10 protein-coding genes are annotated in these 12,742 nt (G+C 66.3%); 2 read left to right on the top strand and 8 right to left on the bottom strand.

Features of this window, described 5'->3' with window-relative positions; all coding sequences use genetic code 11:
• Complete coding sequence (locus tag ACWIVK_RS09410; protein ID WP_448576398.1) at positions 1 to 1,767, bottom strand: Rqc2 family fibronectin-binding protein; 1,767 nt, start codon at positions 1,765 to 1,767, stop codon at positions 1 to 3.
• Between the two features lie 116 nt (positions 1,768 to 1,883).
• On the opposite strand from ACWIVK_RS09410, the gene ACWIVK_RS09405 reads away from it, so the two are divergent.
• Positions 1,884 to 2,537: a guanylate kinase gene (locus ACWIVK_RS09405; protein WP_448576397.1), complete on the top strand. Its 654-nt coding sequence runs from the start codon at positions 1,884 to 1,886 to the stop codon at positions 2,535 to 2,537.
• Between the two features lie 3 nt (positions 2,538 to 2,540).
• On the opposite strand, the gene def is transcribed toward ACWIVK_RS09405, so the two are convergent.
• From def to ACWIVK_RS09390, 3 genes are read right to left on the bottom strand one after another with little or no spacing between them, the layout of a single operon-like run.
• Entirely contained in the window at positions 2,541 to 3,071 is a 531-nt protein-coding gene (gene def / locus ACWIVK_RS09400) for a peptide deformylase (RefSeq protein WP_448576396.1), read from the bottom strand.
• A 44-nt stretch (positions 3,072 to 3,115) separates the two neighbouring features.
• A complete protein-coding gene (priA, locus tag ACWIVK_RS09395; RefSeq protein ID WP_448576395.1) occupies positions 3,116 to 5,554 on the bottom strand; it encodes a replication restart helicase PriA in 2,439 nt (812 codons plus the stop codon).
• Complete coding sequence (locus ACWIVK_RS09390; RefSeq protein ID WP_448576394.1) at positions 5,551 to 6,573, bottom strand: D-cysteine desulfhydrase family protein; 1,023 nt, start codon at positions 6,571 to 6,573, stop codon at positions 5,551 to 5,553. The genes priA and ACWIVK_RS09390 overlap by 4 nt, the downstream gene beginning before the upstream one ends.
• Positions 6,574 to 6,674: 101 nt before the next feature.
• On the opposite strand from ACWIVK_RS09390, the gene ACWIVK_RS09385 reads away from it, so the two are divergent.
• On the top strand, positions 6,675 to 8,054 hold the full coding sequence (locus ACWIVK_RS09385; protein ID WP_448576393.1) for an aspartate aminotransferase family protein: 1,380 nt from the start codon (positions 6,675 to 6,677) through the stop codon (positions 8,052 to 8,054).
• Between the two features lie 18 nt (positions 8,055 to 8,072).
• Here ACWIVK_RS09385 and ACWIVK_RS09380 read toward each other — a convergent pair whose 3' ends face one another.
• The 4 genes from ACWIVK_RS09380 to ACWIVK_RS09365 form a co-directional block, all read right to left on the bottom strand.
• Positions 8,073 to 9,035: a branched-chain amino acid transaminase gene (locus ACWIVK_RS09380; protein ID WP_448576392.1), complete on the bottom strand. Its 963-nt coding sequence runs from the start codon at positions 9,033 to 9,035 to the stop codon at positions 8,073 to 8,075.
• A 189-nt stretch (positions 9,036 to 9,224) separates the two neighbouring features.
• Positions 9,225 to 11,012, bottom strand: a complete 1,788-nt coding sequence (locus ACWIVK_RS09375) for a peptide ABC transporter substrate-binding protein (protein ID WP_448576391.1) — start codon at positions 11,010 to 11,012, stop codon at positions 9,225 to 9,227.
• 19 nt (positions 11,013 to 11,031) lie between these two features.
• Positions 11,032 to 12,009 (bottom strand): ROK family protein, encoded by a 978-nt coding sequence (locus ACWIVK_RS09370; RefSeq protein WP_448576390.1) that lies wholly within the window; start codon positions 12,007 to 12,009, stop codon positions 11,032 to 11,034.
• A gap of 7 nt (positions 12,010 to 12,016) precedes the next feature.
• A complete protein-coding gene (locus ACWIVK_RS09365; RefSeq protein WP_448576389.1) occupies positions 12,017 to 12,739 on the bottom strand; it encodes a glycosyltransferase family 2 protein in 723 nt (240 codons plus the stop codon).
• Positions 12,740 to 12,742 lie beyond the last annotated feature (3 nt).

Below are 12,742 nucleotides of genomic sequence, written 5' to 3'. Positions count from 1 at the left end.
TCACCCTTCCAGGAGTCCGAGTTCTTCGGGAGGACGCGGGCGTACGGCCAGCGTCCGCTCGTGGCGGTAGCGAACCAAACCGGGCGCTGCTCCTGGAATGCGGCGCACGTGGCGTCGCTGGGTGACATCGACACTCACTCGTGTCCCCGCGCGTCCCTCGCTGTACCATGCTGCGAGCGCTGCAGCGCGTTCGAGGACATCGGGGTCCTCTGCTCCAGCCCACTGGACGATCACGTGCGCACCGGCTAACCCGCGGGCATGTAGCCAGGTGTCCTCCGGACGCGCGAGCGAGAAGGTGATCCAGTCGTTCTCGCGTGCATTGCGTCCGACGACGATCCGATCCCCACGGAGCGTCCGCCAGACGCGCAACTTGCGCTGGCTGCCGCGCTTCGGTCGCTCGCCAGCGTTCCGGTTCCCTTCGGCGAGCGCGATCTCCTGGTGCAGAGCTTCCAGCGTTTCCGCCGTATCGGCGACCTGCGCGAGTGCTTCGAGTTGCCGCAAGTATTCGAGTTCCAAGCGCGTCTCCTCGATCCGCACGGGTACCTGCTCGGCGGCAGCTTTCGCCTTCCGATAGCGCTCGAAATACGCCTGTGCGTTCTCCACTGGCGTACGGTCCGGATCGAGCGGGATCCGCAGGTCATCGACCACGAGTTCACGTTGTCCCGGCACGAGTTCGCCGAGTGCGGCCAGGATCGCTTCTCCCATTCTCCTCCAGCGCTCCGCCTCCGCCGCGCGCGCTCGCTCCTGCTCCAAGGCATGCAAGCGCGCTTCGACCCGTGCTCGCTCCCGATCGATCGCAGCGAGGACACGGCGACGACGCTGCGCATACCGGTCACGACCGATCTCGTCACCCTGTGGTCGCTCGGCCAAGAATCGCTCGATCGCCATCGACATGCTGGGGAACACCTCTGTCTCGAGCCCCTGACCGTAGTGCAGAGGAATGGCCGAAAATGCCACGGGAATGCCGTTGCTCCAGTACACCGTCGGCGCGAACTGCCCGGTCGCTAGTGGCTCGATGACGCTGGCGATGGCGGTCGCCAGTCGCTCCGGTCCGCTGGGTGCGCCTCGTGCCTCACTGACCGTCACCGCTGTTGTTCCGAATGCCCGGTAGACCGCTTCGCGAGCCATCTGTGGGCTGAAGCCGGCCAGTTGTTGGACGAGTGCGGTCGTGAGCTCCTGATCCGGTCGTCCTTCGAGAAGCAGCGAGCGCACAGCGTCGGTGCTCAGGTGGCGCGGATCGCGTTTCAACTGTGGAGGAGGAGGCTGATAGGGCCGACCTGGCAGGACAGGACGGGCAGCACTCATTTCTGGGGTCACGCGCTTGAGCGCATCGAGGATTCTCCCGTCGGCTGCGACCAGGATGGCGTTGCTGTGCCGCCCCATCAATTCGATGACCAGCTCGGTCTCCACGGGAAGACGCTCGATACGTCCTCGCTGCTCCTCCACGAGAACGGTCGCGAAGCGTAAACGGATGATCCGCTCCAGTGGCACCTGCTCGACCTGCACGAGGCGTGCACCGCGCACGTACTTGCGGAGCAGCAAGAGGAACGGCGTCACCTGCTCCGGGTCGCCAGCCGGAACGGTGCGCGCGAGATACGAGAGGGGCTCCTGGGGACTCACGTCGATGACCAGTCCCCAGCGCTGCCCCGCGTAGAACTCCAGGGCGATGGCCAGCGGTGCGGTCTGGACGACTTTCTGCACGCGCCCACGCAGGAGTGTCTTTCGCAACTCCTCGACCAGTGCCGCGATCGTCAGAACGTCGAACACGCCTGCTCCTTCCGAGTTCGAGTCCGACGAGCGTTCCCAACTATGGCACAATGACGACAGGTGGCCGATCCGAGCCACCCCAGGGTGGGAGCGGACAGCAGGGGAGGTCCGGGCCGGTGACGGACGACCTCGGATTGAATACGCAGGCCGATGAACTCCTCGAAGAACTCCGGCAGCGTGTCCGTCCCAAGTTGATCGTCATTTCCGGACCATCCGGTGTCGGCAAAGACACCGTGATCGAGCGGATGCGGCAAGCGCATCCCGAGTTCCATTTCGCGGTCACCGCAACCACGCGTCCGCGCCGACCTGGTGAGATCGACGGTGTCCACTACATTTTCATGACGCGCGAGGAATTTTTGGCCGCTCGTGACCGTGGCGAATTCCTGGAGTCGGCGGAGGTCTACGGCCATCTCTACGGTGTCCCCAAGGAGCGGGTGCGCCGCGCCTTGCGCAGTGGAAAGACGGTGGTCGTCAAGGTCGACGTGCAGGGAGCAGCGTCGATCCGGCGGCTCGTGCCGCAGGCGATCCTGATCTTTCTCGCCCCGCCCTCGATGTCCGAACTGATGCAACGCTTGCGCAGCCGCAAGACGGACGATCCGACCACGCTCATGGAGCGGATCGCGACCGCATCCCGGGAACTCGCTCAAGTCTACGAGTTCGACTACGTCGTCTTCAACGAGACGGACCGCTTGGACCACACTCTCGCCACGATCGACGCGATCCTCCTCGCGGAGCAGAGTCGCGTCCACCAGGCCGAAATCGTGCTCTGAAGTTCACGTCCCGGTCGCCGCTTCAGCGGTCTCTTCTTCCTCGTCCGGGATGTAGCGCAGCGTCGACCGATCTTCGATCCGATCGACGAAGAGAATTCCCTCCAGATGATCGATCTCGTGTTGGAGGACGCGGGCGAGCAACCCGCTCCCCTTTACGCGCACCTCGCGTCCATCGAGATCGAGCGCCTTCACGGTCACGTGCATGAAGCGGGGCACCTCACCGTACCAGCCCGGGATGCTGAGACAGCCTTCCAGCCCGACCTGGCGACCGCTCGCCCGCACGATCTCCGGGTTGATCAGCGTCAGCTCCACCCCGGGATCGCCTTCCTCGACGTAGTCGGGCGGAATCGCGATGACGATGATCCGGCGCAGGACTCCGATCTGCGGTGCAGCCAGCCCCAGCCCCCGGGCGGCCCGCACGGTGTCCCACAGGTCGCGAGCCAGCTGCCGCACCTCTTCGTCGACCGCGCGGATGCGGATCGCCTTCTGGCGCAACCGCGGATCACCTTCGGTGATGATGGTTCGAACCGCCATCGATGCTCGTCACCCCACATTCCGCTGATTCTCGATTATACCGGTCAAAGCAAGCTCACCGGATCGACATCGACGATCCAGCCACCATGCACCGGTACCGCTGCCACGACCCGCGGCCCATCGGCACCCCGAACCAGGAGTTGCCACTGGTACAGACCGCGGATCCGGCTGACGAACGCTGGGGTGGGACCCAGGATCTCGACGTCGCGTGCGTCGAGTTCTCGTGCCTTCTCGCGCAAGCGTTCCGCCATTTCTTCGCCAGCGAGTCGTCCTGCCACCTCGTCGCGGTGGCGCACCACGAGGCGGACCAGCCGCCGAAACGGCGGGTAACCATGCCGTTGGCGAAATGCGAGTTCCTCCTGGTAGAAGGCGTCGTAGTCCTGCCGGCTCGCGGCGCGGATGGCGTAATGCTCTGGGGTATAGGTCTGGATGACGACGCGCCCTCCTGGGAGATGTCGACCGGCTCGACCAGCGACCTGCGTCAACAACTGGAACGTGCGCTCGGCCGCACGATAGTCCGGGAGATAGATGCCCGTATCGGCATGCACGATACCGACGGTCGTCACAGCGGGAAAATCGAAGCCTTTGGCGACCATCTGCGTTCCGACGATGACGTCGACCTCGCGACGGAGGACACGTCGGAGAAGCGCTCGCGGGTCGTTGCCGCGCTGCACGACGTCGCGATCCCAGCGCAGCACGCGGGCCTGCGGAAAACGTTGCTGCACCTCGCGTTCGACGCGCTGCGTTCCTGCTCCGTAATAACTCAGCGTGGGACGCGCGCACGTCGGGCACGTCGTGCTCGGGAGGCGGCGGAGATCGCAGCGATGGCAGATCAGTTGGCGCCGATCGGCGTGGTAGACGAGCGGCACATCGCAGAGTGGGCACACCTCCACGTGCCCGCAGGATCGACACTGGACCAAGGTCGCTGTGCCACGCCGGTTGATGAGGAGAAGAACCTGCTCGCTCCGCTGCAGCGCTGCCGCGATCGCTTCGTGCAGCGCTCGGCTGAACAGCCCAGCATGGCCGAGTTGGTGCTCGAGTCGCATGTCCACGACTTCGACCCGCGGGAGCTGGAGACGTGCTCGCGTGACCTCACCTCGTTCCCCGACGACCAGTGGTCCGACGCGTTCCCGCAGGCGCGCGACCGCCAGCTGACCAGTCGCAGCTGCATAGGCTGTCGTGACGTCCGGTGTCGCGCTGCCGAGGAGAAGCACTGCGCGATGCAAGGCGGCGAGCCGCTGGGCGACCGCCCGCGCGTGATAGCGTGGCGATGGCTCCTGTTGCTTGTAGGCTGCCTCGTGTTCCTCGTCGATGACGATCAGGCCGATCGACCGCAGCGGGACGAAGAGCGCGGAACGAGGGCCGACCACCACATCGGCTTGCCCGCGGTGGATCGTTTCCCAAACCGCCGCTCGCTCGCTCTCCCGCATGCCACTATGGACCAGGACCGTCCGACCGGGAAAGCGTGCCGCGACCCGCTGAACGACTTGGGTCGCCAGGGCGATCTCCGGCACCAGGACGACCGCCTGCCGGCCTCGCCGGAGACACTCGCCGATGGCTCGAAGATAGAGTTCCGTTTTGCCGCTTCCCGTCACGCCGTGCAGGAGGAGCGGGCGCGGCGGGTCCTGGTCGAACATGCTCCGAATCGTCTCCCAGGCCCGCTCTTGTTCCAGGGTGAGCGCGAGCGGGCGATCGAAACCACCCTGGACAGTCGGTAGCCCCCCACGTGGGAGTTCGACGACCTCCACCAGCCCTCGCTGGACGAGCATCTGCACGGTCGCGGGGGAGAGCCCGAGTCGGTGGAGGAACCGGCGGGGCAGCAGTGCACCGTCGTGTTCCTCGTACCAACGTCGGATGGTCTCGTAGGCGCGGCACTGCGCTGCATCCGCGGGTAGATCGCTGTCCAACCGCGGACACAAGAACTGTTCGGTCGCCACGCGTTGAATAGGACGCACGACGGGGAAGCGCTCGATGAGTCCGGCGCTGACGGCGCGCTCCAAGGCGGTGGTCAAGGAGCGGCCGAGCGCCCGTTGTGCCTGCTCGAGCGTCAGCGGCCCGCGTTGCGCGAGGAGGTCGAGGAGGCGGCGTTGGACAGGTGAGAGTCTCCCGGTCGGTATCGCGCCGGTCGGGCGCAGCAGCACCTCGACACGCTGGGCCAGTCGCGGCGGCAGGAAGAGCGCGACAGCTTCCCAGAGCGTGCAGAGCGTTTCCTCGACGAGCCATTCGGCGAGAGCCCACTGTTCGGGAGTCAGCACGAATTGTGGCTCGACCAGGCCTACGACGGGGCGCACCGCGAACGCTGGTGCCTGCTCGTGCAGGCTGGCCACGACCCCCAACCGAACCTCGTCTCGCAGCGGCACCCAGACCGCCTGATAGAGGCGAATCCGGTCGACGAGTTCAGCGGGCACGCCGTACGTCAGGAGGGGGCGTCGCTCGCCTGGCTCCAGCTCGAGAACGATGTCCGCGTAGCGCGGCTGTGTCACGGTTCCACCACTGGTCGCTGGCTCGCCACGGCAGCGGCCAATCGCTCCGCTTGGGCAAAAAGAGCAGGCGCACCGCCGGTGTGCAGGAAGACGACCGTCTCCCCGGGAGTGACCTCCCCGCGGCGGATCTGCCCGATCAGCGCGGCCATCGCCTTGCCAGTGTACACCGGATCGAGCACGAGCCCTTCCGTTCGGGCAGCCAGTACGATCGCTTCCAGCGTCTCCTCACTGGGCACTCCGTATCCAGGCCCGACCCAGCGGTCATCGACGACGATCGCTTCCGGAGGAAGCCGTCGTTCCAAGCCGAGGAGCTCAGCGGTCGCTTCGGCGAGCGCTGCCACGCGCTGCCGAATCGCCTCGGCCTCGTCCTCGACGGCCACACCGACGATCTCGAACGGTTGGCCGAGCAGCGAAGCGCCGAGGACCATCCCAGCGTGTGTCCCACCCGACGTCGACGTCGCGAGATACACGCGCGTCGCGGTCGCTCCTCGTTCGACCAGCTGAGCAGCCAGTTCCAGTGCTGCCCGCACGTAAGCGGCTGCACCGACCGGCGACGAGCCACCCGTGGGGATGACATATGGGCGGTCACCACGCGCCGCGAAAAGGTTCACCAAGCGCTCGAGTTCGGCATGCCGCTCGTCCCGATGGCGGACGAGGTGCACCTCGGCACCGAAGAGATGATCGAGCAAGAGATTGCCTTGCAGTGGTGGAGCAGGATCCAGCGAATTCAAAACGAGGACGCAGCGCAGTCCAGCTCGTGCTGCTGCGGCGGCTGTCTGCCGGCAGTGGTTCGATTGCACTGGCCCCTCGGTGAGCACGAGCGAGGCTCCCTGGGCCAGTGCATCGCCGATGAGGTATTCCAGCTTGCGTGTCTTGTTCCCACCGAGTGCCAGCCCGGTGAGATCGTCTCGTTTGACCAGGATCCGGACCCCACCGAGGGCGCGGCTGAGTCGGGTCGCCTCCTCGAGCGGCGTCGGCAACTGGGCCAGGGGAAAGCGCGGCAATGCAGCCAATCGCATTCGTCATACCCCTTTCTGTTCCGCGGATCGGCTTGGACGCCAGCGCTCGCCTGACCGATAATGCCTCTCAGCGAGCCGGCAACGCGCGAGGAGGCGAGACGATGGCCCGACGAACGCTGACGATCGAAGAAGAGTATCGCGCCAAGCACCCGACCTCGCAGGCGCGGTACGAACGTGCCTTGCGGGACTTTCCGAGCGGTGTCACCCACGACGTGCGGTACCAGAAACCGTTCCCCCTGTACGTGGAGCGGGCCAGTGGCGCACACAAGTGGGACGTCGATGGCAACGAGTTGATCGACTACACGATGGGCCATGGAGCGCTGCTCCTCGGTCATGCCCACCCGCAGATCGTCGAGGCAGTCCAGGTGCAAATCCGGCGCGGCACACACTACGGTGCCGGGCACGATCTCGAACTCGAATGGGCGGAACGAATCCGCGAGCTCAAGCCTTCCTGTGAGCGGGTGAAGTTCACCGCCTCCGGAACGGAAGCCACTTTGCTCGCCATGCGACTCGCCCGGGCCTATACCGGCCGCGAAAAGATCCTCAAGTTCGCTGGTCACTTCCATGGGTGGCAGGACTATGCGCTCCCCGGCGAAAAGCCGCCGTTCGATGCGCAGTCGATCCCTGGAGTACCTCGTGCTGTCCTCGAATCGGTCGTCGTGGCCCCGGTGAATGACCTCGACTTCGTGGAGCGCCGCCTGGCGGAAGGGGATATCGCAGCGGTGATCCTGGAACCAAGCGGTGCCTCGTGGGCCGCCATCCCCTTGCCCGAGGGCTTTCTGCATCGCCTGCGCGCCGTCACGGAGCGGACGGGAACGCTGCTCATCTTCGACGAAGTGATCACTGGTTTCCGCTGGTCGCCCGGCGGCGTGCAGGGACTGCTCGGTATCCGACCCGATCTCACGACGATGGCCAAGATCGTCGCTGGTGGACTCCCCGGCGGGGCAGTCGGTGGGCGAGCGGACATCATGGCGCTTCTCGAATTCCGCGACGATCCGGAGTGGAATCGCCGGCGCGTGGCGCATCCGGGAACGTTCAATGCCAACCCCTTGTCCGCTGCCGCCGGTTGTGCCTGTTTGCAGCTCGTCGCCGACCCGGCTGTGCAGCGTCATGCCGATGCCATGGCGGCACGCTTGCGTCGCGGGATGAACCGTGTCCTGGTCACTCACGGGATCCCCGGCTTCGTGTGGGGTGAAAGCTCGGTGTTTCACATCGCGCTCGGCCACACCTGCACGAACCAGCATGGCGAGGACATCCGCATGCCCGAGGGGGTCTCGCCGATCGTCCTGAAGACCGGGATGTCGCCAGCGCTCGCCACGACACTGTACCAGGCCATGGTGAACGAAGGGGTCGATCTCTTCCACGGTGGGGGTCTCTTGAGCGTTGCCCACACGCCGGAGGACATCGACCGGACGATCGAGGCTTTCGAGCGTGCCGTGCTCCGGATGCGCGACGAGGGATGGTTCGAGCGATCGACGTGAAGTGAGCGCGGTTCGCGCTCAATCGTCACCTGGGCGTGTACCCACGGTCGCTGCGAGCCCGACCGGCGTCCGCCACTCGGCGCGGCGCGGATCGATCCCGCGCACGATATCGTGGTAGAGCCGCTCCAGCGCACGCGTGACCGGGCCTGGGTGACCGTCGCCGATCGGGTACCGGTCGATCTCGCCGATCGGGGTGATTTCTGCCGCTGTTCCGCAGAGGAAGACCTCGTCAGCGACATAGAGTTCCGTCCGGTCGACCGGCCGTTCCTCGACGGCAAGACCGAGTTCGTCGCGTGCCAGCCGCAGCAGCGTATCGCGGGTGATGCTCTCCAGGATGCTCTGGGTGATGTCCGGTGTGACGAGTTTCCCGTCGCGGACGAGCATGAGGCAGGCACCCGGTGCTTCCGCTACCTTCCCCTGCAGGTTGAGAAGGATCGCTTGGTCGTAACCGTCCAGTTGTGCTTCCATCGCAGCCAGCTGGCCATTGCGATAGTTCGAGATGTTCTTGACGCGTGGCGGCATGACGTCGTCGCTGATGCGACGCCAGGAACTCACCTTGGCGCGTACGACCTTGCCAGACAGGAGGTGCGACGGCATCGGGCGCGTGGCGATGTACAGCCCGGCCTCTTCCGCGAAGCCGCTCAGCGTCTTCGGTCCAGCTGCCCGGTAGGCAACCGGCTGGATGTACGTGTCCTCGCGGCACTCGTTGTCGCGGAGAAGCTGCAGGATCGCCTCGGTGAGTTCCCCGATACTCCAGCGCGGTGCCAGGCGTACCAGGCGCATCGAGCGCAGCAACCGCTCCAGATGCTCGCGCAACCGGAAGACGTACGCTTCGCCAGTTTCGGGATTCCAGTAGGCGCGAATCCCCTCGAACACGGCACCGACCGTCGACCAGCCGAGTTCCGTCACGTGGACTGTCGCCTCTTCCCAGCGTACCTGCTGGCCATTCCACCAAAGATAACGGGGATGTGTCCCGCTCATCGTTCCCTCCTCGCCCCCGGTCACTCGTCTGACGACGGACACGTGTGCTCCCCACTCGGCGCAGGACCGCCGGTCATCGTAGCACACGCTCGCGCCCTGTCCAGTGACTCGGCCGCTCCCCGCTGCAGCCGATCGGATCGCGGATGAAACCGGTTGCGGCTCGACCGCGAAGCACACGAGGACTCGTCGCTAGCTGCCCCGGCTGCTCAGGGCAACGGCACTCAGAAAGCGGCTGAACGATCCATCCGGCCCGAGCAGTTCCCCGGTCGGCGTGCGCGGAAGCGTCACGACCCAGGGCTGCACGAGATAGGTCGCGACGGGATGACAGATCGGCAACAGGACGAACTCCTCTTGCGCGAGCCGTTCGCACTGCCGGTACGCGCCCAGTCGGCGGGTGAGCACGGTTTCGCCGCGAGCGAGCGCCAGCAAGCGATCCAGTGCGTCGCTCCGCCAGCGCAGTCCACGCAGTCTACGCCGCTCGCTGCTCAACAGCCATTCGTAGACGGCAGCGGCGTCGGGGAAGGGTAGCGACCACCGCCACCACAGCAGCTCGAACGTTCCCTCTTCGACAGCTCGCTCCCACTCGCGAGCAGCCAACCGAACGAGTTCGACTGGCACTCCCAAGTTGCTCGTGAGCTGCAGCGCGACGTCCTGCAGGATCGTTTCCTCGTCCGGGGAGCATTCGGCTGGCGCGGTGAGGCGCAGCGGGCGCGGATCGCTCGCCCGCACCCGTTGCCAGGCGAGGAAGGCCTCGAGCGGTGCGAAACGATGTGCTTCGGTCACACTGTCGTCTCGCACGTTCCCCGGGATTCCGGGCGGCACGAGCGAACTCGCTGGCTCGACCGCACCGTAGAGGAGCTGACGCAACCGGTCCCGATCGATCGCGCGACTGAGGGCGCGACGCAACTCCGGGTCATCCAAAGGGGCACCATCCGGCTGGATGACGAGAAACCAGGTCTCCGGCAGGATGCTCCGCTCCACGCGCTTCAAGAGCGCTTCTTCGCCGGTCACGCGAGGCAGCTCCTCATGCGGCACAGCTGCGAAGTCGACCTGCCCCCGATAGAAGGGGAGGAGTGGATCGGTCGACGCCGCGATCGTGACCGTGCAACTGTCCAGACTCGGTCGGTTCCAGTAGTGAGGATTCGCATTGACGGTATAGCCGGATCCTGGCTCCCAGCTCGCCAGGAAAAACGGGCCGTTGGAGACGCAACGTCCCGCTTCGGTCCACCGTGCTCCCCACCGCTCGACCGATGGCCGATGGGCCGGGAGCAACCCCGGTGTCCCGAGGATCCAGAGGAAGTAACCGGCTGGGCGCTCGAGCTCCACTTCGAGCGTCCACTCGTCCAAGGCGCGGACGGCGAGCTGTTCTGGGGGGAATCGGCCCTCGCGGACGGCCTTCCCGTTCCCGACGAGGTCCAGGAGGGACGCCTGGGGTGCTGGGCGGGCTGGATCGAGCATGCGCTGCCACGACCAGACGAAGTCGCTCGCCCGCACGGGATCACCGTTCGACCACCCACTGCGGTTGGAACGCAAAGAGAAGACATAGCGTGTTCCGTCCGCCGAGACCTCCCAGGCGGCTGCCCAGTCCGGTTGGACGCTGTAATCGGATGCCAGGCGAACCAGGCCGGCGAAGAGCTCCGGCTCGCCGCCGCAAGCGGCATCCGCATTGAAGTCGTGGCTCTTCGGCTCGTCGAGACGCAGTCGCACGAAGATCCGCGCCGCTGCTGGTGTCGGCGTCGGTCGCGGACTGGGCGTCGGGACGACTGTTACGAGAGTGGGCATGGGCGTGGGGGTGAGCGGTCGCTGCGGCGGTGTCGGCGAGGGGAGCGGTGTCGCGTCGCTGGCGGTCACGGTCGTCGGGGGCGTGGCCTGGTTCCGGCGGCACGCAGCCAAGAGCGACCCGTAGGAAAGCCACAGCAGTCGCCGGCGCGTCAGAGAGAGCCGAAGGGCTCGGTCGAGGCTGGTTCGTCCGCCCACACGGCGGCTCCCTTACGGATCAGGGCAAGCGAATCTCGGCTCCCGCCTGCTCGCCAGCGAGGAAGGCGCGGGCAGCCGCACCGTAGAGCCCGGTATCGTCACCGAGGGCCGAGAGCCGCAGCTCGGTATGCTCCACGATGTAGTGAATCGCATAGACCGGCAACCAACGCCGCAACGGGTCGATCAGAAGCTCCCCGGCGCGAGCAACGCCGCCACCGATGACGATCATCTCGGGATCGAACACGTTGACCAGACCAGCCAGCCCGACGGCCAGTGCCCGGGCGGCCTGCTCCAGGATCGCTCGTGCCCCTGCGTCGCCGGCTCGCGCCGCTTCCACCACATGGGCGGCAGTCACCGGGCCATCCCCCGCCAGTTCCCGCAGAAGCTCGGAACGCCCGGAGTTGCGCAGGGTCTCGCCGTCGCGGGCCAGTGCCCAACCGCCGATGTATGCCTCGACGCAGCCCACCCCGCCGCAATGGCAGCGCGGCCCGGTCGGATCGACCGGCAGGTGCCCGACTTCGGTGCCGAGCCCGCGCACCCCTTCGATCAGCTGACCATGGGCGATCACGCCGCCCCCGACGCCGGTGCCCAGCATCAGATGCACGAGGTGCCGACATCCCTTGGCGGCACCGAAGAGCGCCTCTCCGAGTGCTGCCCCGTTGCCATCGTTTCCCAAGATCACCCGGCGCCCGAGTCGTTCTTCCAACATCTGGCGGAGCGGGACGCGTTGCCAACCGACCAAGTTGGGGGCGAAGAGCACGACGCCGGTCGCTGGCTCGAGCGGCCCGGGTGCCACGACGCCGACCGGGACCGCGCGATCGACGCCAGCATCCGCCGCGACTTCGTCGACCAACCGCACGATCCGCTCGACGACCGCGACGACGCCATCGCGCGCCCCGGTCGCGGTCTGGCGGTGGAAAGCCAGCGTGCCGTCGCGCCGGACGAGCGCGGCACGCAGGTTGGTCGCTCCGAAGTCGACCGCGAGGACAGCGTCCATCCCGCACCTACCGAGGAGTCGGATCGAAGAAGCGGTATCGCAACAAGGTCGCAAGGACCGTCAGGCTGTCGCGCCAGGTGATCTTCTTTCCTTCCCAATACTCGCGGCCGTTGTAGGAAATGGGTACTTCATAGATCCGGTAGCCGCGCCGGAGGATCTGAGCGGTGATCTCGGGATCGAATCCCCAGCGATCGCTGCGCAGCCGAAGCTGACGCGCGACCTCGGCGGTGAAGACTTTATAGCCCGTCTCCATGTCGGTCAGCGTCGTATCGTACAGCAGGTTGGCGACGAAGGTGAGGAAAAGGTTGCCGACCCAGTGCCAGAAGTACATCGCCTTGTGCTCGCCCAAAAAGCGCGACCCGTAGACGACCTGTGCCCGTCCCTCCGCGATGGGGCGCAAGAGCCGCGGATAATCGCGCGGGTCGTACTCCAGGTCGGCATCCTGAACGATGAGCACGTCTCCGGTCGCTGCCTCGAGCGCTGACCGGATCGCTGCACCCTTGCCGCGATTGACCGGGTGCAGGATCAAGACCAGATCGCGCGCGCGACTCGCTTCTTCCTTCAAGTACTCGCGTGTGCCGTCGGTCGAGCCATCGTCCACGACGACGAGCTCGCGCTCGTATGGGAGTTCGACCGCACGGACGCGGCGGAGGACCTCGCCGATCGTGCGCGCTTCGTTGTAGACCGGTATGAGGATCGACAGCCGGCGGATCGCTCGGGGTTCGTCCATCCC

The sequence above is a fragment of the Thermomicrobium sp. genome (assembly GCF_053493975.1).
The sequence above is the reverse complement of the archived record's forward strand: the minus strand, read 5'-3'. Positions and strand labels throughout refer to the sequence as shown.

Coding starts and splice junctions, on each gene's coding strand:
- def (WP_448576396.1), bottom strand. CDS start 3,071: ATGGCGGTTCGAACCATCATCACCGAAGGTGATCCGCGGTTGCGCCAG.
- ACWIVK_RS09390 (WP_448576394.1), bottom strand. CDS start 6,573: ATGCGATTGGCTGCATTGCCGCGCTTTCCCCTGGCCCAGTTGCCGACG.
- ACWIVK_RS09385 (WP_448576393.1), top strand. CDS start 6,675: ATGGCCCGACGAACGCTGACGATCGAAGAAGAGTATCGCGCCAAGCAC.
- ACWIVK_RS09380 (WP_448576392.1), bottom strand. CDS start 9,035: ATGAGCGGGACACATCCCCGTTATCTTTGGTGGAATGGCCAGCAGGTA.
- ACWIVK_RS09370 (WP_448576390.1), bottom strand. CDS start 12,009: ATGGACGCTGTCCTCGCGGTCGACTTCGGAGCGACCAACCTGCGTGCC.
- ACWIVK_RS09365 (WP_448576389.1), bottom strand. CDS start 12,739: ATGGACGAACCCCGAGCGATCCGCCGGCTGTCGATCCTCATACCGGTC.